This window comes from Acidovorax cavernicola (genome assembly GCF_003581445.1).
In genome coordinates, this window is record NZ_QXMN01000018.1 from 35505 (window position 1) to 58530 (window position 23026).

General features: G+C 64.2%; 19 protein-coding genes and 2 pseudogenes. 12 read left to right on the forward strand and 9 right to left on the reverse strand.

Going from position 1 to position 23026, the window contains the following annotated elements:
- Positions 1-20: 20 nt before the first annotated feature.
- The 4 genes from D3H34_RS15675 to D3H34_RS33980 all read right to left on the reverse strand — a co-directional run bounded on the left by D3H34_RS15675 (position 21) and on the right by D3H34_RS33980 (position 2816).
- A complete protein-coding gene (locus D3H34_RS15675) occupies positions 21-1445 on the reverse strand; it encodes a TolC family protein (protein WP_119554516.1) in 1425 nt (474 codons plus the stop codon).
- Positions 1442-1768, reverse strand: coding sequence for a hypothetical protein (locus tag D3H34_RS15680; protein WP_286185779.1), 327 nt, complete (start codon positions 1766-1768; stop codon positions 1442-1444). Before D3H34_RS15680 ends, D3H34_RS15675 begins: the two co-directional genes overlap by 4 nt.
- 160 nt (positions 1769-1928) lie before the next feature.
- A complete protein-coding gene (locus D3H34_RS15685) occupies positions 1929-2354 on the reverse strand; it encodes a hypothetical protein (RefSeq protein WP_286185780.1) in 426 nt (141 codons plus the stop codon).
- Between the two features lie 66 nt (positions 2355-2420).
- Positions 2421-2816, reverse strand: a complete 396-nt coding sequence (locus D3H34_RS33980) for a hypothetical protein (protein WP_147400452.1) — start codon at positions 2814-2816, stop codon at positions 2421-2423.
- Between the two features lie 191 nt (positions 2817-3007).
- On the opposite strand from D3H34_RS33980, the gene D3H34_RS15695 reads away from it, so the two are divergent.
- The 11 genes from D3H34_RS15695 to D3H34_RS15745 all read left to right on the forward strand — a co-directional run bounded on the left by D3H34_RS15695 (position 3008) and on the right by D3H34_RS15745 (position 17705).
- A complete protein-coding gene (locus D3H34_RS15695) occupies positions 3008-3691 on the forward strand; it encodes a heavy metal response regulator transcription factor (RefSeq protein ID WP_119554524.1) in 684 nt (227 codons plus the stop codon).
- Positions 3688-5103 (forward strand): heavy metal sensor histidine kinase, encoded by a 1416-nt coding sequence (locus D3H34_RS15700; RefSeq protein WP_286185781.1) that lies wholly within the window; start codon positions 3688-3690, stop codon positions 5101-5103. The genes D3H34_RS15695 and D3H34_RS15700 overlap by 4 nt, the downstream gene beginning before the upstream one ends.
- Before the next feature lie 183 nt (positions 5104-5286).
- Positions 5287-6549 carry a type II restriction enzyme NmeDI-related protein gene (locus D3H34_RS15705; RefSeq protein ID WP_119554526.1) on the forward strand — a complete coding sequence of 421 codons (1263 nt, stop codon included), beginning with the start codon at positions 5287-5289 and terminating at the stop codon, positions 6547-6549.
- Between the two features lie 51 nt (positions 6550-6600).
- On the forward strand, positions 6601-9270 hold the full coding sequence (locus tag D3H34_RS15710; RefSeq protein WP_119554528.1) for an AAA family ATPase: 2670 nt from the start codon (positions 6601-6603) through the stop codon (positions 9268-9270).
- A gap of 158 nt (positions 9271-9428) precedes the next feature.
- The gene (locus D3H34_RS15715; RefSeq protein ID WP_119554530.1) at positions 9429-9878 is read left to right on the forward strand and encodes a hypothetical protein; all 450 of its coding nucleotides are present in this window, start codon (positions 9429-9431) and stop codon (positions 9876-9878) included.
- A gap of 264 nt (positions 9879-10142) precedes the next feature.
- Positions 10143-10589: a hypothetical protein gene (locus tag D3H34_RS15720; RefSeq protein WP_119554532.1), complete on the forward strand. Its 447-nt coding sequence runs from the start codon at positions 10143-10145 to the stop codon at positions 10587-10589.
- A gap of 137 nt (positions 10590-10726) precedes the next feature.
- Positions 10727-12082 carry a TolC family protein gene (locus D3H34_RS15725; RefSeq protein ID WP_119554534.1) on the forward strand — a complete coding sequence of 452 codons (1356 nt, stop codon included), beginning with the start codon at positions 10727-10729 and terminating at the stop codon, positions 12080-12082.
- Positions 12079-13782 carry an efflux RND transporter periplasmic adaptor subunit gene (locus D3H34_RS15730; RefSeq protein WP_119554536.1) on the forward strand — a complete coding sequence of 568 codons (1704 nt, stop codon included), beginning with the start codon at positions 12079-12081 and terminating at the stop codon, positions 13780-13782. The genes D3H34_RS15725 and D3H34_RS15730 overlap by 4 nt, the downstream gene beginning before the upstream one ends.
- Positions 13779-16958 carry an efflux RND transporter permease subunit gene (locus D3H34_RS15735; protein WP_119554538.1) on the forward strand — a complete coding sequence of 1060 codons (3180 nt, stop codon included), beginning with the start codon at positions 13779-13781 and terminating at the stop codon, positions 16956-16958. Before D3H34_RS15730 ends, D3H34_RS15735 begins: the two co-directional genes overlap by 4 nt.
- A complete protein-coding gene (locus D3H34_RS15740) occupies positions 16945-17349 on the forward strand; it encodes a hypothetical protein (RefSeq protein WP_119554540.1) in 405 nt (134 codons plus the stop codon). The genes D3H34_RS15735 and D3H34_RS15740 overlap by 14 nt, the downstream gene beginning before the upstream one ends.
- A gap of 62 nt (positions 17350-17411) precedes the next feature.
- On the forward strand, positions 17412-17705 hold the full coding sequence (locus D3H34_RS15745) for a hypothetical protein (RefSeq protein WP_119554657.1): 294 nt from the start codon (positions 17412-17414) through the stop codon (positions 17703-17705).
- A 137-nt stretch (positions 17706-17842) separates the two neighbouring features.
- On the opposite strand, the gene D3H34_RS15750 is transcribed toward D3H34_RS15745, so the two are convergent.
- Complete coding sequence (locus D3H34_RS15750) at positions 17843-19519, reverse strand: phospholipase D family protein (RefSeq protein ID WP_119554542.1); 1677 nt, start codon at positions 19517-19519, stop codon at positions 17843-17845.
- A gap of 329 nt (positions 19520-19848) precedes the next feature.
- Between D3H34_RS15750 and D3H34_RS15755 the strand changes: the two genes are divergently transcribed.
- A complete protein-coding gene (locus D3H34_RS15755; protein ID WP_119554544.1) occupies positions 19849-20175 on the forward strand; it encodes a DUF4148 domain-containing protein in 327 nt (108 codons plus the stop codon).
- A 74-nt stretch (positions 20176-20249) separates the two neighbouring features.
- Here the strand turns inward: D3H34_RS15755 and D3H34_RS35000 are convergent.
- The 4 genes and pseudogenes from D3H34_RS35000 to merA all read right to left on the reverse strand — a co-directional run.
- A pseudogene (locus D3H34_RS35000) lies at positions 20250-20336 on the reverse strand (GDCCVxC domain-containing (seleno)protein); the annotation flags it as partial.
- Between the two features lie 106 nt (positions 20337-20442).
- Positions 20443-20601, reverse strand: a pseudogene (locus tag D3H34_RS15760) (IS5/IS1182 family transposase); the annotation flags it as partial.
- Positions 20602-20682: 81 nt separating this feature from the next.
- On the reverse strand, positions 20683-21309 hold the full coding sequence (gene merB, locus D3H34_RS15765) for an organomercurial lyase MerB (RefSeq protein WP_119554659.1): 627 nt from the start codon (positions 21307-21309) through the stop codon (positions 20683-20685).
- Positions 21310-21339: 30 nt separating this feature from the next.
- Positions 21340-23016: a mercury(II) reductase gene (gene merA / locus D3H34_RS15770; RefSeq protein ID WP_119554546.1), complete on the reverse strand. Its 1677-nt coding sequence runs from the start codon at positions 23014-23016 to the stop codon at positions 21340-21342.
- Positions 23017-23026 lie beyond the last annotated feature (10 nt).

The following is a 23026-nucleotide window of genomic DNA, read 5'->3' on the forward strand; positions in this document are numbered from 1 at the left end:
GGAGAACTCGGAGGGCGGGCTCAGTGCGCCGCACCCGCGGAAGCGCCTTCGCCGCCCGAGCTGGCCATCGAGGCCCCCGCGGACGTGGGCTTGCCCATCACCGACGCCGCCAGCGCGGCATCGGCCAGCCAGAACTGCTGCTGGGCATTGATCGCGTTGGTCACGCTGGCGATCTGGTCGCGCGCCTCGGCCAACAGCTCGAAAACGCCGATCAGCATCCCGTTGTAGCGAAGGACGTTCTCGTCGGCCATCGCTTGGCGCAGCGGGACGATCTCGTCGCGGTAGTGCCGCGCGATGTCGTAGGCCGTGCGGTAGGCCGAGTAGCCTTCTCTCAGCTGCGAAGAGGCGCCGCGCACGGTCGCGTCGTAGCGGTTGGCTGCGGCCAGCGACTGCGCGTTCAACATGTCGCGCTGCGCTGATCCCCAGTCGAACAGCGGCAGGCGCATGTCGAGCTCGAAGCCGCGGCGGGTGCTCTTTGTGTTTTCCGCGTTGTCGAACACCGTGTCGCGCCGACCGCCCACCTCGACGTCGATGAAGGTCGACAGCAGATTGATGCCTTGCGACTTGCCCGCCACATCCAGTTGGGCACGCGCGAGTTGGACATCCAGGCGCTGTTCGGTTGCGGTCGCCGCGACTTCCTTCGCCTCGCGAGGGGCCTTGGGCAGATCAGGCAAACGTTCGGGCAAAGCCAGCTTGGCCGCCTGTTCATCGTTCAATCCCAGCACACGAACCAGTTCTTCGCGCGCAGCGGTGGTGGCGTGCTGTGCCGAGGCGAGTTGGGTCGTCGCGTCGGCGTAGAAAACCTGCTGGCGTGCACGCTGCAGCTTGGAGAAATTCCCGATGAGCTGCATGCGGCGCGCAAGTTCGGCACTGGCCTGGGCCGACTTGTTGACCTGCTCGGCATACTTCAGCGACTGCTGTGCAGCGACTGCACGGACCCAGGCCTGTTTGACCTGCGTGACCTGGTCGACCACGGCGCCGGTCAGTTGGACTTTGGCCTGGGCTGCTTGGCTCCTGGAGATCGACAAACGCTGCGGCAACAGGATGAGGTCCACCAGTCCGAACGACAGCAGGCGTTCGAGCTCGAGCTCGCTGTTCAGGCGTGTGCGTGCGAACGAGAGGATCGGGTTCGGCAGCCTGCTGCTCTGGTTGGTCGCAGCGATGTCGCCCCAGCTCTGGGCGATCAAGGCCTGGACGGACGGGCTGTTGGCCAGCGCAAGCTGCACCGCGTCACTCTGCGACAGCGGCTTGGCGAGCAGTTCCTGCGACAGCGCGGCGCGGCGGTCGCGCTGCTCCTGGGTCCGGCTGAGTTCGAGTTTTCCACCGGTGAACTGCTGGGCATTGGTGTTTGTATCGCTCAGGGCGTCGTCGATGCTGACGGACGCGCATCCGGCGAGGACAGCCGTCGCGACGGCAATGGCTGTCAAACGAAGGGCGCGCTTCATGGCTTCTCCTTCTTCGCAGGCATGGGCATCGAATGGCCTGGCTGCGCGGCCGGCGCAGCGGCTGCGCCCTTGGGCGAATCGGCCTCGGCTGCGCTGGAGCCTGAGGCCTCCTTGGCGTAGGCCTGCCAGCCACCGCGGCGGTAGACCGTCTCGTTGGCTTCTTTCCAGGGGATGGGCTTTTCGTCGGCAAAGGGCTGATAGCCCTCGAGCGCGGACTTGTAGGTCAGGACGGTGGGCGCCGCAGCCTCAGCGGATTTCGCGGGCGCAGGCTGAGCCACCGCGACAGCGGCACTCAGGGTCGCCAACGCGCAGAACGCAGCCAAGGCGGGAAAAGCTGCCGACCAACGGGTCGGCGATGAATGGAACATGGAGTCCTCGCAAATTCATGAACGGAGTACGTCAGAGCTGCCCGAAAGGCATGACGCAGGCGATGCATGAGCGTTCGCGGCGGCCCGTGACGAGAGTCACAGGCGCACGAACGCGTTAAGCGCGAGGAGGTTTGTCGAGAACGCGCGGAGCGAGCGTGGCCACCGTGATGGCTGGCTCCGCCAAGTCGGCTTTGGGAAGGCCGTGGAAGACCGCCACGTCCATCGTGCTGGTCAGCGCGGTGGCATGGCATGCGCCGCAGGTACCGCACTTGTGCATCGCATCAGGCTCGGCACTCGCTGTCTTGGCGGTGCTGTCCTTTGTGGGAGGCTTGGCGGCCTGTACCGCCTTGTGCTCGTGATCGCCGTGCCCGTCCGCATGAGGGTGGCGGGCATGGTCGTGGGCGCCGGGCTGTGCGAGCGACACTTCGGCCGCTGCACCGGCGTGACCCGGTCCGCAAAAGACCATGGCCGCCGCCGCGTACCCCTGGAAGGGCACGGCGAACATCATGATCCAAAGGACGAACAGGCGAACCCGGTGCATGTGGCGAATTCTAAGTCGAGCGGTGTGTCAAGAAGCCTGTATGGACATCCAGTTTGTACGCAACCCTCAGGGCTGCGCTTGTGCGCGAGCCTTGCTCGCATCACCTCTGGGCGCTGGCAGAGGCGCACCGAGCCTTGCTGCGGCATCCCAGTTGGGTTGCTTCTGCGCGGCTTCCAGTTCGGCCACCACTTCGGCGCGCGACTTGGCGGCTCCGACCTTCGGTGTACTCATCGATCCCCAGCGCAGCATGCTGGCCCCGGCAGGGGTTTTCTGCGCGTCCGCGAGTTCAGCTGATACCTGAGCCTGGGATTTGGCCTGTCCCGCTTCACCCGGGTGGTAGACCACGCCGGCTTCGTTGGGCGCAAAGTGGGACGGGCCTTCCGCGTAGGCTGCAAACGGCGCAACGAATGCAGCGCCTACGCCAACGGCAAGTGCGAGCGAGAGGATTTGACGGTTCTTCATGATAGGTCTCCTTCGATGAGTTGCTCGACTTCGCGAGCTGCACTGAACGCGTCGGCATCGACCACCGAGCCGGCGATGCCAGTCAACTGGCTGGCATGCAATGACTCTAGGAAGCCACTCCGCCAATCACCCGCCACGTGGATTACAAAGAAGTAATCCACGCTCGCGACCCCGCGCCGTAGCATTCAACGATGCGAATCCTGGTCATCGAAGACGAACACAAATTGGGCGACTACCTCGTCAAGGGCCTGACTGAGAGCGGCTTCGTGGTAGACCTCGCGCGCTCCGGCCTTGAGGGGCGCAGCCTCGCCTTGGACGGCGACTACGACCTGCTGGTGCTGGACGTGATGCTGCCGGGCATCGATGGTTTCGCCGTTCTGGAGGCCCTGCGCAAATCCAAGTCGATGCCTGTGCTGATGCTTACAGCCCGAGATGAAGTGGCGGACCGCGTGCGTGGACTTCAAAGCGGTGCGGATGACTACCTTGCCAAGCCCTTCGCGTTTTCCGAACTGCTCGCCCGGATCCAGGCGCTGCTGCGCCGCGGCAAATTGCACGAGGTGTCCAACTACACGCTCAAAGACCTGAACCTCGATGTAGTGGCGCGCAAGGCGACGCGCAACGGGCTTCGCCTGGAGCTGACTGCCAAGGAGTTCGCGCTGCTGACGCTGCTCATGCGCCGCCAGGGCAATGTGCTGTCGCGCACCCAGTTGGCCGAGCAGATATGGGACATCAATTTCGACAGCGACACCAACATCGTGGAAGTGGCCATCCGGCGGCTGCGCAGCAAGATCGACGATCCTTTTGACGAGAAGCTGCTGCACACGGTACGCGGCATGGGGTACGTGCTGGAGAGCCGGCAAGGCGGCATCCCGTGAGCGCCGCCAAGACCGTGGCAGAAGGACTGAGCCCGGCCACCGACATCGTGGCAGTCCCGCCAGAGGGGCGTGCGCAGGCCGTCACGGCGCATGCGCAGGGCACTGGATCCATCCAGGCCGCACTGTCGCGCTGGTTTGCAGCCCAGGCCTTGATCGGTCTCAGCCTGGTGTGCGTGGCGATCTACGCCGTCACCGCCTGGAGCTTCCAGGTCAAGCAGGCCAGCGAGTTCGAGCGCCAGTCCGAGTTGATCAAGCACCTGATTCAGGAATCGCGCGATGACCCGGGGCGCGACGGACTGCGCCACAAGCTGGACGACTTCTTTTCGACCCACGCGGAGATCAGTCTCGTGTTGCGCAGTGGCGACGAGATCATCTATTCGTCCGCGCCGGCTCGGACCTCGGGGCGCTGGGTGTGGATGCCCATGCAGGAGCAGCCGATGCCGTCGGGCGACGCTGCAATGCAACTGCAGCTCGGCATCGACGTCCGGGAGGACGCCAAGATTCTGGCTCGGCTGGCTTGGACGCTCGTCGGGGCGGTCGTCCTCGGCTCCGCGGTCATCTCACTGACCGGCGCCTTGCTGGTGCATCGGGGGATGCAGCCATTGAAGAAGCTCGTTCAGCAGACTGCCGCGACCGGGCCAGAGCATCCGGGGCGACGCATCGATCCCGCCCCGTATGCCTCCGAGATCACGCCGTGGGTGGCGCAGTTCAATGCGGTGCTCGATCGCGCCGAACAGGCCTATCAGCAGCTGGAATCCTTCAACGCGGATGTGGCGCATGAACTTCGCACGCCGCTGGCCAACCTGATCGGGATGGTCGAAGTCGAGTTGGCCCGGCCGCGATCGATCGAGGAACTGCGCGACGCCTTGCTGTCGGCGCTGGAAGAGGCGAGACGGGTCTCCGCGATCGTGATCGACATGCTCTTCCTGTCGAAGGCAGACCGCGGCACGGTGGCGCGCCGATCTGCGCCAGTCAGTCTGGCCGACCAGGTGCGAACGGTGCTGGATTTTCACGAAGCCATGCTGGAAGACACAGGCCTTCGGGTCCACGTCAGCGGCGACGCGCGCATCGGCATCGATGCCGGGCTGGTACGCCGTGCGCTGTCGAATCTGTTGAGCAACGCGAGCCGCTATGCAACGCCCGGCTCCACGATCGCGGTGGTGATCGACACCCAGCCCGATGGAATCTGGATCAAGGTTGCCAATCGCGGTGAACCGGTCGCCGCCGAGGTGTTGCCCAATCTTTTCAAGCGGTTCTTCCGGGCAGAGCGGTCTCGCACCGACTCGTCAGAACACCATGGGCTTGGCTTGGCGATCGTGGCCGCCATCGCACGAATGCATGGCGGCCAGACCCGTGCTACATCCCGCTCGGGTGTCACCGAGATCAGCTTTTCGATAGCGCCAGAAAGTTGATGTGCGTTGCCCGGTGCGGCGCGCTTCACTGAACAAGGGGCGCCTGTGCCTCATGCGATCCCATTGCGGGGTCAGGCTGCGAGACGACTGCCAGAGATTCCCGCGAGAAATGCTGACCTGACCGGATCGGCCCGTGCTTCAATTGACGGTGTCGCGCCTTGCGCACTTCAATCCTCCGTGCCCATGTCCCTTGGTCTTGAAGTTCTCATCGGTCACTGGAAGTCCGATTCATTGAGCACCTACAACTCGTGGTTTCTGTGGGACGAACGGCTGAAGAATTTCCGATCCATCCGACGGGGCCTGGCCCAGGTAGTCAAGGACATCGATGCGGGGACCTTCGGCAGCGCGTTTCGAGGCTCCTCGCTCGAGACCGTCGTCGCGTCGGTGGCGGAGCAGCGCCAGATCTTCAAGGGCGCCGACCACGCGTTTCTCTGGAAGCCCAAGCTGCGGATCCCCGACATCTACGAGAACGCTGCCAATCAGCGTGCCTTCGCCCGGCTGCTGCATGCCTGCGACTGCTGCGACAACGCTGAGGAGGTGGTCGAGGCCATCCGCCGCATCGATGCGCATCGGATCAAGGGCCTCGGGCCAGCTGTGGCGAACCTGCTGTACTTCGTCCATCCCACGATCGTGATGCCGTTCAACACCGCGATCGTGAAAGGCTACAACGCCGTCACGGGCAGCAACGTCAAGCTCGGCAAGTGGGATCACTACCTTTCCATGCGCGAGGGCTGCCTTCGGCTGAACGAGCAGCACCGCCGGCTGCTGTCCAACGACATGGGAGCACTGGCCGGACTGCTCTTCGACATCGGCTCGGGCCGGTACACGGCGCCGCCGCGCAGCGACGACGTCGCGGCCGTTCAGGGCTGGGAGGCCGACCTCGAGAAGGTCCGTGAAGATTCAGCGGCCGCTCACAAGCGCTGGGCCGCGGACCGCGAGAGCGAGGCAACCCACACGCAAATCCAGGGATGGCTGCGCGATCTGGGCAAGTCGCTCGGCTTCGGCGTCTGGATCGCCTCGAACGACCAGGGACGCGGCTATGCGGGGGGCCGGCTCGGCGATGGTTGCCTGACGCAGCTGCCCGCCGGCGCCCAGCCCGGCTTGGACTCGGTGCGCCTGATCGACGTGATCTGGGTCGAGGCCGACGGTTCGAAGATCGCTGCAGCCTTCGAGGTGGAGCACTCGACTTCCATTTACTCAGGCATCGTGCGAATGCTGGACCTCGCGCTGGGCACCGCGCTGGGCGTCGGCGTGTCGATGTTCCTGGTGGCGCCCGATGCGCGACGCGAGGATGTCCGGCTTCAGCTACGCCGCCCGGCGTTTTCGCGCGTCGCCGAGCTCGGCATCCGTTATCTGCCTTACAGCGAACTCGGGACACATCGCGAAGCGATCGGACGATTCGGCTCGGGCTTGAAGCCGTTGAGCGAGATCTCTCACTTGCTGTGATCCAGATTCCTGCTGGCGCGGGTTGCCTACTTTCAGGAAGGGGTAAAGGGCATGTCCTCTGCAAAGCGAGACTTCGAGCAATTCGTCCAGTGGCTGCATGGGCAACCCCGGGGCATCGCCGATGACGTGAAACGCCTGGCGCACTTGGTGCTCGCCAATTTCGATGGCGTCGCACGCACCTCGAACCGTCAGTCGCAGAGAGCGGGTCTCCTGGCAGAACTCTGTCGTCGCGATCTTGCGGGTTCTCTGACCGACATGCCAGACATCGCTGCCAATGCGGCAGCACAGGATTGGGCATGGACACGACTGAATCGTTTACGAGTTGGGCCCTTCAGAGGCTTTCGCCAAGCCGAAGATTTCGATCTCAGCAGGCGTATCACCTTGATGTACGGCCCAAACGGAAGCGGCAAGAGCAGTTTCTGCGAAGCCTTGGAGTACGCGCTGCTCGGCAGTGTTGATGAAGCGGAGGCGACACGCCTTGGCGCTGACGCATATCTGGCGAATGTCCATGAGCGTCGCTTCGTCGCACCTGCGCTCAGCGCGAGGGATGCACGCGGCGAAGTCGTCAACCTGCGGCCCAACCAGGACGCGCACCGATTTCTGTTCGTGGAGAAGAACCGGATCGATTCATTCTCTCGATTGGCCTCCAGGGCGCCAGCCGAGCGCTCCGCGCTGATTGCCACGCTTTTCGGGATGGACCAGTTCAACGACTTCGTGGGGAATTTCAACGATTCCATGGATGCGAAGTTGAAACTGATGTCCGTCAAACAGAGGCAACTGGCCACCGCACGCGCCGGCCTGACCCAGGACCAGCAGACCCTGGAAAGAGAAAGAGAGGCGATCACTGCTTTGAACCTCGAAGACGCCGCCTTGGCCGCCGAGTTGCCGCCGGATCTCGGCTTCGATGCCATGCAGGCTTACATCGGGACAGAGCAGGCGCCTGGACGATTGCAAGAGCTTTCGGCGCTGATCGATCGGGTTCAACCGGCCTTGGTGGGCGTGTCGCGCGCAGTCGCTGATCGTCGTTTGACTGAGGCCACGGAAAAACAGACCGAACTTGATGCTCGTGAGGGACAGTTGCGGGGCAAGGGCGATGAAATCTCCTTCCAGGAGCTTTACACCGCCGTCTCGAAGTTGCGCAAGGTCGACAGTGCGACGTGCCCCGCGTGCGACACTCCGCTGGCTCAAGTCGCTCGCGATCCGTTCGTCAAGGCGGTCGATGGTCTCGCCCAACTTCGCGAACTGGCAGAACTGCAAACCGCGCGAAATGCGGCGCGCACGACACGCGACACAGCTTCCGAAGCGCTGCGCGCAGTGGTCGACAGACTGCGGAGGTTCGAGGACGAAGAGTTGGGCGACGCAGCTCCCGCGCGAGCACCCCTACAAATCGAAATTGCCAGCCCTTGGTGGACTGCGTTGCAGGAGCCAGCCGACGGCGGCGCGACGCAATTCGAGAAGCTCTGCACAGCAGCGGATCGAGCCGAGTTGCGCGATGCCGAGACGAGGACCGCCGCGGACGAGCGTGCACAGCGAATCCGCGAGCGCGACAAGTTGCAAGGTCTAAAGGAACGCGCCGTGGCCCAGGCTTCCAGGCGACAACAACTTACGCTCCTAGTCGACACGGCACGCGCGCGCGTGGCTGCGTTCGACGGGCAGAACGCGGCACTCATCGAGGAGGCTGAGGCGGAAAGAATCGAGATCGAACTCGATATGCGCATTGGCGTGGCCTACGACGCATTTCTTCGATTGCTCAGGCAATACCGTGACGGCTTGCCGGCGCAACTGATGGCGGGGCTGAACGAATCGGCGATGGCGCTCTACAACGACTTTAATCGGCAGGACCGCAACGAGGACAAGCTTGCCGCATTGTTCCTGCCGACATCGAACGCCATGCGCATTCAGGTTGCCTTCCGAGGCAGCCCCGAGCGGCGGCATGACGCGCTGCAGGTGCTCAGCGAAGGGCACATTCGGTGCCTTGGATTGGCCGTGCTGATGGCCAAGGCGACCGCCATTGGCGCACCGCTGATCGTCTTCGACGATGCGATCAACGCCATTGACACCGAGCATCGTCAAGGGATCCGGGAAACCATCTTCGATGCACAGCGCTTCGCCGACACGCAACTCATCGTGACCTGTCACAGCCAAGAGTTCATCAAGGACATCCAAAATCACCTGCTGCCGGCTCACCGCAACGATCTGCAAGTGTATGGAATCCGTCCCCACGGAGGCGACTACCACCCTGTGATCCATGCCGATCCGCAGATTCGCAGCTATCTCGTGGAAGCCCGGGCGGCCATCAACGGCATGAACGATCGCGGCGCCCTCGCTGCGTCCCGCCAGGCGTTGGAGATGCTCAGCGGCCGAGTCTGGAAATGGTTGATCAACCACGACCATGGCAACCTGTCTATTTCCATGCGCCGACCGGGTGCGGAGCCAGAGCTGCGGAACCTGTGCGAGCAGCTTCTCAGCAAAGCCAGGGCAGCCGGATTCGCGCATCAGGACAAAGCGGAAGTGATCGAATGCCTCCGGACGCTTCTTGCCGCCAACGCTCACGTCTGGACTTACCTGAACAAGGGAACGCACGAGGAAGAGGATCGCGAGGACTTCGAGCCCGGAGTTGTCGAACTGGTGGTCGGCACGCTTGAACGTCTCGATGCTCTTGTGCTGGGAAGAGCCGTGGCACCCCAACCTGTGCCCGCGGCACCCGCCGCCGGCGCCTGAAAGCCATGTGATCCAACGCACCCTGCAGATGACATAACTGTAATCTGCGCGTGCGGCAACTCGCGGACCCGCGGCCTAAAGTTGGCACATCGGAAAGACAAGTCACAGCGCTGTTCATTTCCGGAAATGCCAACCCTCTGACCGCCAAAGGACCGATCATGAAGACTTCCATCAAGACCTCCCTGACCCTCGCCGCATTGCTCAGCGCGATCGCAGGACCCGCACTGGCCGGCAACTATGCCGAAGGCGATCCTCGCCCGGCGCCGCTAACGTCGAGCACCAGCCGCGCGGCAGTGGCTTCGGACACGCAGCGCTGGCTGCAAAGCTCGGTGGACCAGGGCTACCCCGAAGGCAATCCGCGCGCTGTCGTGAGCGTGTCTTCCAACACCCGTGCGACGGTCCAGGCGGACACGCTGGCCTGGATGCGTTCGGGTCTGGCCGCCGCCACCAACGGCGAAGCAGGTGCGGACACGACTCGACCTGCCTATCGACAAGCCGCTGCCGAGTACGCACGCCTGCGCGGCGAGCAGCCGGAGTTCGGCACGCCGGCGCAACGCCTCACCCAGCAGGGCCAGTTGCCGGACGCACCCGCGACCATGCGCCGCTGAGCGACCTGGCCGTCGAGCGACGGCCAGGCGACTGAGCGCCGATCACGACGCGATCGTCCACCGCAAGCCGCACATGTCACCGCGGCTTGCCCCGTTTCCTGAGCAACAGGCCTAGAATTCGCGGAAGCACTTTTCAAAGCACCGACTCCATTCGCAGCGTTCCACGCATCCCTCCATGCCGATCACCGCAACCCTTCCCACACGGCTCGCCGGCGAATCACGCGGTGAGAAGGTGGTCGTGTCGGTGTTGCCGGAAGTGCAGCGATGACACGCGGACTCGTGCGGATGGTGGCCCGCGCACTGATCGGCCTCCTGCTGTTCTCGCAGTTGGCGATTGCTGCCTACGCCTGCCCCTCGCTCTCCGCGGGTCTGGCGGGTGGTTCGCCCACCGAGATGTCGATGGCACAAGACGCTGTCGCTGCAACAGACGACTCCCGAGACTCAGCCATGCAAGGATCGCCCTGTGCGGACATGGTGGGCGCGACAGACACGGCATCCGGCAACCTGTGTGCGGAGCACTGCAAGTACGGGCAGCAAAGCGACCATGCCTCCACGCTGACGATCCCCGCAGTGTTGCTGTCGTCTCTCTACCCCATGACCCCCTGGGTGCCTGAGACGGCATCCCCGCCGCGCTCTGCAGCGGCTTCCTTGAGTGCACTGGTTGCGGCATCTCCGCCGCACGCCATCCTGCACTGCGTCTACCGAACTTGATCGCCTGATCGACCTTGCGCCGACGGCCCGTTGTGGGCCGGTACGGCGCACCGGTCGTGCCTTGCCGTATTCGTCGAGCAACGCTCGACGTACCGGCGCGGCCCGACAACCTACTCGCAGGTTCGTCAGGAGATTCCATGTTCCCCATTCCTTTTCCGGCTGCGCCGATCGTGCGATCCGCGCGACGCCCCGTTCGTCTTTGGGCTGTGGCGTTGGCGCTGTGCGCGAGCACCCTCGGCCTGAGCGCCCATGCACAGCAGACGCTTTCCCTCGATGCTGCGCTGCGGCTCGCCGAGGAGCGCTCGAGGCAACTCGTCGCGCAGGACGCGGCCGCCGGTGCTGCACGAGCCATGGCGGTCGCTGCCGGGCAACTGCCCGACCCTGTGCTCAAGGCCGGCATCAGCAATCTGCCCGTCAATGGGAGCGACCGCTTCAGCCTCACGCGCGACTTCATGACGATGCGCTCGATTGGCGTGATGCAGGAATTCACCCGCTCCGACAAGCGCCAGGCCCGCGCGGCGCGCTTTGATCGGGAAGCTGAGGTCGCCGAAGCGGGCCGCTCCGTAGCCTTGGCCAACCTGCGGCGCGACACCGCGATCGCCTGGCTTGATCGCTACTACCAGGAGCGGATGCGCGACCTGCTGCAAACCCAACGTACCGAATTGACGCTACAGATCGAGGGCGCCGACGCCGCCTACCGCGGCGGCCGCGGCACACAGGCCGATGTGTTCACGGCGCGTTCCGCGCTGGCGCAGTTGGACGACCGCATCCTTGCGCAGGAGCGCCAGATCGCCACGGCCCAGACGCGTCTGGCGCGCTGGGTCGGACCGGGCACTCCCCCGCCCTCGTCGGTGCTGCCGGAACTGGGCTCCGTGCGCCTGGACGCCCGCAATCTGGAGGCCCAGATCGGCGAGCACCCGCAGATCGCCCTGATGGCGCGACAGGAAGCGGTGGCGCGCGCGGAAGCCGACGTCGCGCAAAGCAACAAGCGCTCCGACTGGAGTGTCGAGCTGATGTACAGCCAGCGGGGGGCGGCCTACTCGAACATGGTGTCGCTGAACCTGTCGATCCCGCTGCAGTTGGACCAGAAGAATCGTCAGGATCGCGAACTCGCGGCCAAGCTGGCGGCGGTCGAGCAGTTGCAGGCCCAGCGTGAGGAAGCGACGCGAGAGAGCGCTGCCGAGGCTGTCTCATGGTTGCAGCAATGGCAGAGCAACCGCAAGCGGCTCGGCCTGTACGACAGCTCGCTCATCCCGCTCGCCGCCGAACGCACGCAAGCGGTGCTGGCTGCCTACCGAGGCGGTGCGGGCACCTTGAGCGCTGCACTCGAGACACGACGCATGGAAATCGACACCCGCCTGGAACGCCTTCGCCTCGAGATGGAGACTGCTGCGCTCTGGGCTCAGCTCGAGTTCCTGATCCCCGCCAACCATCCGATGCTCAATACCGTCCCGTCCGCAGCCACGAGTGAGACCAAGGAAACACAGAAATGAAAACAAGACCTCTCTTTCTTGGACTGATCGCGGCAGCAGTCCTCGCCGCAGCAGCTTTCGGTGCCTACACTTTCGGGGTACAGCGCGGCAGGAGCCTGGGACCGTCGTCCGCCTCCTCCGGGGGGACGCCGTCAATGGCCGCACCGTCAGCGGGCGCAACGGCTGCTCCCGCAGCCTCTGCCAACGAAACCGGCGAAGACGCAACGCGGCGCCACATCGCAGCAGGCCTGAAGGCCGGCGACACCGACCCGACCAACGGCAAGAAGATCCTCTACTACCACGACCCCATGGTGCCGGGGAACAGGTTCGACAGGCCAGCCAAGTCGCCCTTCATGGACATGATGATGTCGCCCGTCTACGCGGGTGGCGACGGCGACCAGAACAGCGTGACGGTGAGTGCGCGCGTGCAGCAGAACCTGGGCGTGCGAACCGCCGTGGTGTCCGAGGGCACCGTATCGCCGCAAGTGACCACGGTCGGCAGCATCGCCTTCAACGAGCGCGACCAGGTCATCGTGCAGGCCCGGGCGACCGGGTATGTCGAGCGGCTGAATGTGCGGGCCACGCTCGATCAGGTAAAAAAAGGCCAGGCACTGGCCGAGCTCTACGTCCCCGAATGGATCGCGGCACAGGAGGAATTCCTGTCGGTTCAGCGCATGCGCGGCACCGACCTGGCCTCGCTGGTCGACGGTGCACGCCAACGCATGCGCCAGGTCGGCATGAACGATGGGCAGATCGAACTCGTCGCTCGCAGTGGCCGCACGCAGCCGCGCACTACCCTGGTCGCGCCCATCGGCGGTGTCGTCACGGAGTTGGCCGCGCGCGAAGGCATGACGGTCAGCGCCGGTACCACGCTGTTTCGCATCAACGGCCTGGCCAGCGTCTGGGCCAATGCCGAAGTGCCCGAAAGCCAATCGGCGCTGGTGCGTCTGGGCGCGAGGGTGCAGGCCAGAACGCCGGCCGCGCCCGGCGAGACCTTCGAGGGCAAGGTGCAAGCCATTCTTCCCGATGTGAATCCGGCGACGCGCACCCTCAAGGCACGCCTGGAGCTGGCGAATCCGACCGGCAGGCTGGTACCCGGCATGTTCGTGTCGATGCAGTTCACGGACACGCGAGCCGACAAGGCGCTGCTGATCCCGACCGAAGCCGTGATCCAGACGGGCAAGCGCGCGGTTGTCATGCTGGCGGAGGACAACGGCCAGTTCCGGCCGGTCGACGTCGAGATCGGCCTGGAAACCGGCGGCCAGAGCGAGATCAAGCGCGGGCTGCAGGCCGGCCAGCGTGTCGTGGTGTCCTCGCAGTTCCTCATCGACTCGGAGGCCAGTCTCAAAGGTGTCGAGGCGCGCCTGAACGCCGCTCCCGGGACAGCAGCGCCTACGGCGGCGACGGCCGCTTCTGCCACGCCGGCTGCAGGGGCTCCAAGACACGTGGGCGAAGGCAAGGTGGAAAGCATCACCAAGGACGCGATGACCTTCTCGCACGGCCCGATTCCGACGATCAAGTGGGGCGCCATGACGATGGAGTTCAAGCTGCCGCCCGGCGGCACACCAGGCAATCTGAAGCCTGGCGACCGCGCGAGCTTCGAGTTCTTCATCGACGCGGATGACCTGCCGCAGCTCACCCGGGTGACGCCCATGGCGACGGCTCCCGCGGCAAGTGCCGCCGCGGACCCTAAGGCCGCAACGCCGGGAAGCAAGCCATGATCGCCAAGCTCATTCGGTGGTCCATCGCCAATCGCTTCCTCGTGCTGCTGGCCACAGCAATGCTCAGTGCCTGGGGCGTGTATTCGGTCTTGCGCACGCCACTGGATGCGCTACCCGACCTCTCGGACGTGCAAGTCATCATTCGCACAAGCTATCCAGGGCAGGCGCCGCGCATTGTCGAGAATCAGATCACCTACCCGCTGACCACCACCATGCTGTCGGTGCCGGGTGCCAAGACGGTTCGCGGCTATTCGTTCTTCGGAGATTCGTTCGTCTATGTGCTGTTCGAGGACGGCACCGATCTGTACTGGGCGCGCTCGCGGGTGCTGGAATACCTGAACCAGGTGCAGTCACGCCTGCCGGCCGGCGCCAAGGCCTCGCTCGGCCCCGACGCCACCGGCGTGGGGTGGATCTATCAGTACGCGTTGGTCGACCGCGGCGGCACACAGGACGCCTCGCAGTTGCGCGCCTTGCAGGACTGGTTCCTCAAGTACGAACTCAAGACGGTGCCCAACGTGGCCGAAGTCGCCTCGATCGGCGGCATGGTGCGGCAGTACCAGGTCGTGCTCGATCCGGAGAAGCTCGCCGCCTACCGGATCCCGCACACCAAGGCGGTGGAGGCGATCCAGAAGGCCAACCAGGAAACCGGCGGCTCGGTGCTCGAGCTCGGCGAGGCGGAATACATGGTGCGGGCCTCGGGGTACCTTCAGGGGCTGGAGGATTTCCGCAAGATCCCGTTGATGACGACCGACGCCGGTGTGTCGGTGCGCCTGGGCGACGTCGCGCGCATCCAGGTCGGCCCGGAGATGCGCCGCGGTATCGGCGAGCTCGATGGCGAAGGCGAAGCCGTCGGCGGCGTGATCGTGATGCGCTCGGGCAAGAATGCGCTGGAGACCATCACCGCCGTCAAGGAAAAGCTCCAGACCCTGCAGGCCAGTCTGCCCCAAGGCGTGGAAATCGTGCCGACCTACGACAGGTCCAACCTGATCGAGCGCGCGGTGCGCAACCTGGGCTTCAAGCTGTTCGAGGAGTTCATCGTCGTCGCGGTGGTGTGTTTCATCTTCCTGTTCCACCTGCGCTCCGCGTTCGTCGCGATCGTCTCGCTGCCGATCGGCATCCTTGCGGCCTTCATCGTGATGCGCTACCAGGGCGTCAATGCCAACATCATGTCGCTCGGCGGCATCGCGATCGCCATCGGCGCGATGGTGGATGCCGCGGTGGTGATGATCGAGAACGCCCACAAGCACATCGAGAAGTGGAAGCACGATCACCCTGACCAGACGCTGCGCGGAGAAACCCATTGGCGCGTGATCGCGGACTCGGCCGCCGAGGTGGGCCCTGCGCTGTTCTTCTCGCTGCTCATCATCACGCTGTCGTTCATCCCGGTCTTCACGCTGGAAGCCCAGGAAGGGCGGATGTTCTCGCCGCTGGCTTTCACCAAGACCTATGCAATGGCCGCCGCAGCGGGACTCTCGGTGACATTGATCCCGGTGCTGATGGGCTATCTGATCCGCGGCAGGATTCCTGATGAGAAGACCAACCCGTTGAACCGGCTGCTCATCGCGATCTATCAACCGCTGTTGAATGCGGTGCTGCGCTGGCCCAAACTGACGCTGTCGGGCGCCGTGGTCGTGCTGGTGCTGAGCCTGTGGCCGTTGCAGCACATCGGCGGCGAATTCATGCCACGCCTGGACGAGGGCGACTTGCTCTACATGCCATCGGCATTGCCTGGGCTGTCGGCGGGCAAGGCCAGCGAACTGCTGCAGCAGACCGACCGGCTGATCAAGACGGTTCCCGAAGTGGCAAGCGTCTACGGCAAGGCCGGGCGCGCCGAGTCGGCGACCGATCCGGCGCCGATGGAGATGTTCGAGACCACCATCCAGTTCAAGCCGCAGGACCAGTGGCGTGCCGGGATGACGCAGGACAAGCTGGTCGAGGAGCTCGACCGCATCGTCAGGGTGCCCGGCCTGACCAACATCTGGGTGCCACCGATCCGCAACCGCATCGACATGCTGGCCACGGGCATCAAGAGCCCGGTGGGCGTGAAGGTGGCGGGCACCGACCTTGCCACCATCGACCGCATCACCGGTGAGATCGAACGCGTGCTCAAGGACGTGCCGGGTGTCTCGAGCGCCCTGGCCGAGCGGCTCACCGGTGGCCGGTACGTGGACGTGAACATCAAGCGGGACGAGGCATCGCGGTTCGGAATGAACATCGCCGACGTGCAATCGGTCATCGCCTCGGCGGTGGGTGGCGAGAACATCGGCGAGACGGTCGAAGGCCTGCAGCGTTTCCCGATCAACGTGCGCTACCCGCGCGAGATCCGCGACTCGCTGGAGCAACTGCGCTCCCTCCCAATCGTCACCGAACGCGGTGCGCGATTGGTGCTCTCCGACGTGGCGGACATCCGGGTCACCGACGGGCCACCGATGCTGCGCAGCGAGAACGCGCGGCTGTCCGGCTGGGTCTACGTGGACATTCGCGGCAGGGATCTGCGTTCGGCGGTGCAGGACATGCAGCGCGTGGTTGTGAAGGAAGTGAAGCTGCCCCCGGGCTACGCGGTGTCGTGGTCCGGTCAGTTCGAGTTCCTGGAGCGCGCCACGGCGAAGTTGAAGGTGGTGGTGCCGTTCACGCTGCTGATCATCTTCGTGCTGCTGTACCTGACCTTCAAGCGCTTCGACGAAGCCCTGCTGATCATGGCGGCGCTGCCGTTCGCGCTGGTCGGGGGCATCTGGCTGCTCTACCTGCTCAGCTACAACCTGTCCGTTGCCGGTGCGGTCGGCTTCATCGCGCTCGCGGGGGTGTCGGCGGAGTTCGGCGTGATCATGCTGCTGTATCTGAAGCATGCCTGGGACGAGCGCGTCGACGACGGAAAGACAAGCACCGACGACCTGCTGGACGCGATCCGAGAAGGCGCGGTGCTGCGCGTGCGGCCCAAGGCCATGACGGTGGCGGTCATCTTGGCGGGTCTGTTCCCGATCATGTGGGGAACAGGCACGGGCTCGGAGGTGATGCAGCGCATTGCCGCGCCGATGGTGGGCGGCATGATCACGGCTCCGTTGCTGTCGATGTTCGTGATCCCCGCGGCGTACCTGCTGATGCGGCGGCCGCGCGAACCTCGCGAGCGGCACACACCTCGTCGCGCGCTCTGGAGAAAAGGCCATGGCTCAGCCTGACCACCCGCAACAACGGCGCACTTCTTTCGGTGCTGCGCTGCTCCTGTGCCTGTTCCTGGCCTTGTTCGGTACGGCGGCACAGGCGTCGGCGCCCGTGTTTCACGAAGAGGGGTGGACGGCGCGCACGGTCACTTCGGTCGCGACGGGGCCTGCTGCGTTCGCAATCATGGACGTGGCCCCAATGCCAGTAGCCATGGATGCCATGCCCTGCGCGCTGTGCTACAGCGCCCCAGCGCCATCGCTGCACGAGGTCGGCGGTGAATGCCGCGGACATGAGGCCACGGCGTGGCCGGTGCATCTGGCGCCGGTCCCGGATGGGAAATACTTCGACGCGGGAGGTCGGCACGTACGGTTGCCAGTGCGCATCCTGTACTGCCGGTGGCTGGATTGAACGGTGGCAGCGAGCGTCACAGCTCGCGTTTGTTTCCTTCCGATCAATTCCAGGAGTTCATCATGAGAAAGTCATTCCTCATTCTCGTCAGCGGCCTGATCTTGGGAGTCGTCTTGCCCGCTCTGGCGGGCCCCGATTTCCAGGTCATCGAGAAAGCGCGTAAGGCCAAGCAGGTGGCTGCCGCCGAGCGCCGCGCTGACATGCTCTCCAGCAAAGGTTCGCCGAACTGCCCGCCACCACCCCTCGTGCTGCCGCTGGATCACGGCCCACGCGCACTGACCACGCAGGGAGAAAACCGCTGGCGCAAAGCAAGGTACGAAGCACAGCTGAAGGCGTGCAAGAACGCGCCCTCGTAGTACTTTGGCGCCCGGCGCAGACCCGCGTCTTCCGGGCGCCGAAGCGCCATCGCTGTTGATCGGCGCCAAAACGCGTCCTCGTGCGTCTCAGCTCAACAGCGCCTTTCTCGCACAGCACATTGCCGACCATCGGCGCATTACAGCCAGCCTTCCGGCGCGAATTCGCTGGTGAGCAGCAACCAGATTTTTAGCCAGAATTCCGACTCGGGTTCGTCCGGATGCACAGGCCCCTCGCCGCCGGCCGGTGTGATCCATTCGATCGCCTGTCCTTCGGACAGTCGTAGTTGATGCGCCGCCTGCATCTTGGACAATGCAGCCAGACGAGCAACGTCTTCGGCAACTTCCGGAACATGTATCGCCAGCGCGCTTTCGGTGTTGATGCGATCGGAGCGGGGGTCGAAATTCATCGAGCCGACGAACAACTCCTTTCTGTCGATCACCAGCGATTTGGTATGCAGCCCCCCCACGGACAGTCCAAAGAGCTTGCGCTGCTCTTCGCGCCCGGCGCGCTGCGGGCTCAACTCGAACAGCGCAACACCGGCCGTCAGGAGCGCTGGTCTATAGCGGCGATAGGCCCCGTGCACGAGCGGCTGATCGGTTGAAGCGAGTGAGTTGGTCAACACGCTGACCTTCACACCCCGGCGAGCTGCTTCGGCCAGGAGGTCCACACCGGCGCGCCCCGGAATGAAATAGGGTGAGGTGAGCAATATCTCCACCGATGCGGCACGGATGTGCTCCAGGGCGTTGAGCCTCACGAGGTTGGAGCCATGCTCCTGTCTTCCCTGGGTCTGTGATGCGGAAAGCGCCTTGCCAGGCAGGTCCGCGTAGGATTCCCCGTCGCCCCATGCCAGATGCACACGGCCGGCAGCGAACTCTTTCGCCACCGATGAGCGGCCCAGCGCGTCTGGTGCATCGGCACCCGCCAATGCCGGAGCCGATGCTGACCGGGTCAGTGTCTCGAAACGATCGCGTAGCGCGTGTGCGTGTGCCGACCGTGCGGCGACGTATTCGATGGGCACGGTGGCGGCGCTGTTCCAGTAAAGGTCGAACTGGCGAGACATGTCACCAACGACTTTTCCTGCAGCCAGCACGTCCAGGTCGATGAAGTTGCCCGCGTCATTGCGCGTGAAATATTCATCGCCAATGTTGCGCCCCCCGGTGATCGCCCAGGCAGCATCGGCGACGAACAGCTTGTTGTGCATCCGGTGATTCAAGCGCCCGAAGAAGAATGGCGATGCCGCGAATCGAGCGAACACGCCGCCCGCCCTCAACGCGAACGGGTTGAAAAGCCGCACCTCAACGCGCTCGTGCGCGGCCAGGCAGGCCAGCAGTTCGTCCTGACCCTGTGTGTATAGATCGTCGATCAGCAGCCGCACTCGAACCCCCCGCGCCGCAGCGTCTCGCAAGGCCCGCATCATCTCGCGCCCCGTGGAGTCGGATTGAAAGATGAAGTACTGCAGGTCCAACGACCGCGTGGCCAACCGCGCAAGCTCAAGGCGTGCCTGCAGCGCGTCCGGCCCGGAGGGCAGCAACCGAAAGCCACTGGTTCCTTGCGCCGCGCGTGATGCTTCCACGACCTTGGACAGCGGTGCGTCTGCCGAGGCGGCAAGTGTGTGAGTGGGCGACGACGGCGGCGACTGGGGCAAGCCGAGGCAGCCGGACAAGGCGAGCAAGGTGCTCGCCATCGCAACGCGCCAAAGAGGAGTCAGTCTGTTCAAAATCTGTTGCTTCATGTCGAGCGGTTTTGTCGCACAGGTGAAATCGGAGAGCGCGGATATCGAGAAAGCCGAGGAATTTAAGCCGAGTTTCAGCAACCTTGGGGCCGCATTCGCTGAAAAGACGCGCTACGTCTCCCGGATGCTGATTCCTCTCAATTTGCCCCCAGCCAGATGTTGATGCGCTGCGTTCCATCGGGCGCGAAGGGGTGCATTCAAGCGCCTGGGCGCATGAGAGATCGATACCGCCGTTCGATCGCTCCGGACACACGACGACAGATGAAGTATTTGTAATCCATCTGTACGGCCATCGACAGATTGGATTTCTAGACTGACGACAGGGAGATCAACCGACGGCCGACCGAGAGCATCCGGGCTGTCATGGCTTTTTAGCCCGGCATGCACTCACACGGTCAAAGGAGAGTGTCATGTCGTCAAAACGCATAGGTTCAGCGCTCGCCATGGTCGTAAGCGCAGTTGTTCTCGCGCCCCCGACCTACGCGGAACCGTCCCACTTCGCGCCAACTGAAGCGGGTGTGGTTTACCACCCCGAGCATGCAGGGCCGACCAAACCCCGAGCCCAGATCACCGCAGAACTCGAAGCCGCTCAGAAGCATCCGTTCTGGACCTGGGCGAGTCGGTATGGCGCCCCATGGCCAGTCGCCAAGAGCGGTCCGGGAAAGACACGCGATGAAGTTCGAAAAGAGACCCTTCAGGCGATGCGAGACGGCACCATTCCGTCCGGCGAAAGATAGTCGCGAGCACACCTGCTGAGTAACAAGTGAGGAGAGCTGCTTCTTCAGCAGGTGCCCGGACTGCAACAGTCTTGCTACCCTTGGATTGGTGGGCATTTCGCCGAACCGAACGAACAGAATACACAGCAGTCGCCGGATTTCGGGCGAAGCAAGATCTTGCAGTTCTCGCATTCCTAGAAGAACTGACAGGCGTTCACAGGCAATGCCTTGAGCAGCGCCGCGTGACGTTGCGGCAGCACGACTCCGAACTCATAGAGAAGTCCCCTAGGGACGACGGCCTCGACCTGCCACTGGATAGTGGAGCTCCATGACTTTAAGCATCGCCTTCCACGGCACCGCCAGTTCCATCTCGACACGGAAGACTTCGCGCCTCGTCTCCTTCCTCTTGCCCGCTTTCTCCGCATCCGCAAAACTGATTTGGCTCATCGCTCGTGCTCTTTTCGTCCTGATGACGCAGTCTGATGCCGCACGAGGCTCCACTCGGCCTTGAATTTTTGCCGCTTGGCTTTAGGCCGCCTGCAACTTGTTAAGACGGCGAGCGACCTCCTGGCCCAGAAGGAATGCCGCCTCGATGCTTGCGACCTCAACTCCCGGGTGGCGCAGCGCCCACCGATCGCCAGCAGCATGAGAGGAGAAGAAGTGCACCTGACAGCAGAAAGATTGTCGGATGCCGGTTTGCGGCACCGCCAACGAAACAGCGGCGTCGGCTGGTTCGACCACGCATAGCTCGTGCGGGTCCACCGTCAGTGACACCGGCACACCCGTCTCCGGGCAGAGGGAGTGCACGCGCGCGGACTTGCCGATCAGGGCGGGAAACATCAGGGTGTCGAGGGCACACCAGGTGTACAGCCGGCGCCCTTCCAACTCAAAGGAATGGGGCGTTTGCCGCTGCGTGAGGCCGTACCCAACGATGTTGCCTATCCGGTCGTACTCAATGTCAGGTGCACCCCGCAATACCGTGTCGACTTGCGCCAATGACTGGCGCGAGGCTTTGGCCAACGCCCGCACAGACACGGGGAGGCCATTCGCGAGCTCACGCAAAAGTGCGACAAAGACGGGAGCAAATGCCTCCATCCTGCAGCCGCCCGACAACGCGTCGATGATGAGCGCGGCGTGGTCGCTCTTGTCAGTCATTGCCACCCCACAGTTCAGCATGGAGGGTCCTCAGCCAGCGCAGCACGAAAGCTGTGTCACATCCTTGGAGAAAGTCTGGGCCGCGAGCTTCAAGCCTTCCACCATCGTCAAGTATGGGAACAACTGGTCGGCCAGGTCTTGGACCGTCATGCCTCCTCGGATTGCAAGCGCCGCAGCCTGGATGAGTTCGCCTGCTTCGGCCGCCACCGCCTGCACACCCAGGATTCGGCCAGTACCGACCTCAGCAACGAGCTTGATGAAGCCACGCGTATCGAAATTGACTAGGGCGCGCGGCACGTTGTCCAGTGTCAACGTGCGGCTCTCGGCCTCGATCCCCGCTTGTTTCGCTTCGGCCTCGGTGCAGCCGACGGTCGCCACCTGCGGATCGGTGAACACGACAGCCGGCATTGCAGTCAAGTCGAGCTCAGCCTTTCCGCCCGTCATGTTGACGGCCGCACGTGTGCCAGCCGCCGCAGCCACATAGACGAACTGCGGTTGGTTCGTGCAGTCGCCTGCCGCATAGATGCCGGGGACGTTGGTTCGCATGCCGTGGTCGATGACGATGGCGCCACGCTCGCCGAGCTTCACGCCTGCGGCTTCGAGGTCCAGTCCGGCAGTGTTCGGCGAGCGTCCGGTGGCAACCAACAGTTGCTGCGCACGCAGAACGCCGTGATTCGTCGTCAAGGCGAACTCGCCGTTGGCGTACGCCACCTGGCTCGCCTCGGTCTGCTCCAGCACCACGATGCCTTCATCGCGAAACGCTGCGGTGACCGCCTTGCCGATGGCCGGATCATCCTGGGAGAAAAGTCTGCTGCGAGCCAAGATCGTGACCTGGCTGCCCAATCGGGCGAACGCCTGGGCAAGCTCCACCGCCACCACCGATGCACCGATCACCACCAGGCGCTGAGGGATCGCCTCGCAGGCCAAGGCTTCGGTCGACGTCCAGTAGGGCGTCTCCTTCAGGCCCGGGATTGGCGGCACAGCGGCGCTTGCACCGGTGGCCACCAGGCAGCGCTCAAAGGACACCTCCTGCTCGCCGCCTTCGTTCAGCGTCACCATCAGCGTATGACTGTCCTTGAAGCGCGCGGCGCCATGCACGACCGAGATGGCAGGTGTGCCGTTCAGGATGTTCTCGTACTTGCCATGGCGCAGTTCATCAACACGAGCTTGTTGCTGTGCAAGCAGCCGGTCTCGCAGCACAGTCGGCGCCGCCGCGGACAGGCCGGCGTCGAACGGACTTTCGCGGCGCATGTGCGCGACATGCGCGGCGCGGATCATGATCTTTGACGGCACACAGCCGACATTGACGCAAGTGCCGCCGATCGTGCCGCGTTCGATCAATGTGACTTGTGCGCCGTTCTCCACCGCCCTGAGCGCCGCAGCCATCGCGGCGCCGCCGCTACCGATCACCGCGACATGCAACGGTTGGCTACCTGAGCTCGGATGTGCGGCATTACCGAGCCATTGGCGGGCCTTGCCGAGCAACCCAGCGGGTGCCGAAATGTCGGCATGCAGCGCGCGGTAGCCGGCCGCTGCCACAGCCGTCGTCAGCGCAGCCGGCGATGTGCCTTCATCGAGCGTGAGCTTGGCCAGGCGGTCCGGGTAAGACACCGACACCGAGCGCACGCCGGGCACCTTCTGCAGTGCGCTGCGCACATGCTCAGCGCACGAGGCACAGGTCATGCCTTCAATTTGCAAGCGGGTCATTGAATGCCTG

Excerpts from the sequence above, each read along its gene's own strand:
- D3H34_RS15675 (WP_119554516.1), bottom strand. The coding sequence starts at position 1,445 with ATGAAGCGCGCCCTTCGTTTGACAGCCATTGCCGTCGCGACGGCTGTC.
- D3H34_RS15685 (WP_286185780.1), bottom strand. The coding sequence starts at position 2,354 with ATGCACCGGGTTCGCCTGTTCGTCCTTTGGATCATGATGTTCGCCGTG.
- D3H34_RS33980 (WP_147400452.1), bottom strand. The coding sequence starts at position 2,816 with ATGAAGAACCGTCAAATCCTCTCGCTCGCACTTGCCGTTGGCGTAGGC.
- D3H34_RS15695 (WP_119554524.1), top strand. The coding sequence starts at position 3,008 with ATGCGAATCCTGGTCATCGAAGACGAACACAAATTGGGCGACTACCTC.
- D3H34_RS15705 (WP_119554526.1), top strand. The coding sequence starts at position 5,287 with ATGTCCCTTGGTCTTGAAGTTCTCATCGGTCACTGGAAGTCCGATTCA.
- D3H34_RS15710 (WP_119554528.1), top strand. The coding sequence starts at position 6,601 with ATGTCCTCTGCAAAGCGAGACTTCGAGCAATTCGTCCAGTGGCTGCAT.
- D3H34_RS15715 (WP_119554530.1), top strand. The coding sequence starts at position 9,429 with ATGAAGACTTCCATCAAGACCTCCCTGACCCTCGCCGCATTGCTCAGC.
- D3H34_RS15720 (WP_119554532.1), top strand. The coding sequence starts at position 10,143 with ATGACACGCGGACTCGTGCGGATGGTGGCCCGCGCACTGATCGGCCTC.
- D3H34_RS15725 (WP_119554534.1), top strand. The coding sequence starts at position 10,727 with ATGTTCCCCATTCCTTTTCCGGCTGCGCCGATCGTGCGATCCGCGCGA.
- D3H34_RS15730 (WP_119554536.1), top strand. The coding sequence starts at position 12,079 with ATGAAAACAAGACCTCTCTTTCTTGGACTGATCGCGGCAGCAGTCCTC.
- D3H34_RS15735 (WP_119554538.1), top strand. The coding sequence starts at position 13,779 with ATGATCGCCAAGCTCATTCGGTGGTCCATCGCCAATCGCTTCCTCGTG.
- D3H34_RS15740 (WP_119554540.1), top strand. The coding sequence starts at position 16,945 with ATGGCTCAGCCTGACCACCCGCAACAACGGCGCACTTCTTTCGGTGCT.
- D3H34_RS15745 (WP_119554657.1), top strand. The coding sequence starts at position 17,412 with ATGAGAAAGTCATTCCTCATTCTCGTCAGCGGCCTGATCTTGGGAGTC.
- D3H34_RS15755 (WP_119554544.1), top strand. The coding sequence starts at position 19,849 with ATGTCGTCAAAACGCATAGGTTCAGCGCTCGCCATGGTCGTAAGCGCA.
- merB (WP_119554659.1), bottom strand. The coding sequence starts at position 21,309 with ATGACTGACAAGAGCGACCACGCCGCGCTCATCATCGACGCGTTGTCG.
- merA (WP_119554546.1), bottom strand. The coding sequence starts at position 23,016 with ATGACCCGCTTGCAAATTGAAGGCATGACCTGTGCCTCGTGCGCTGAG.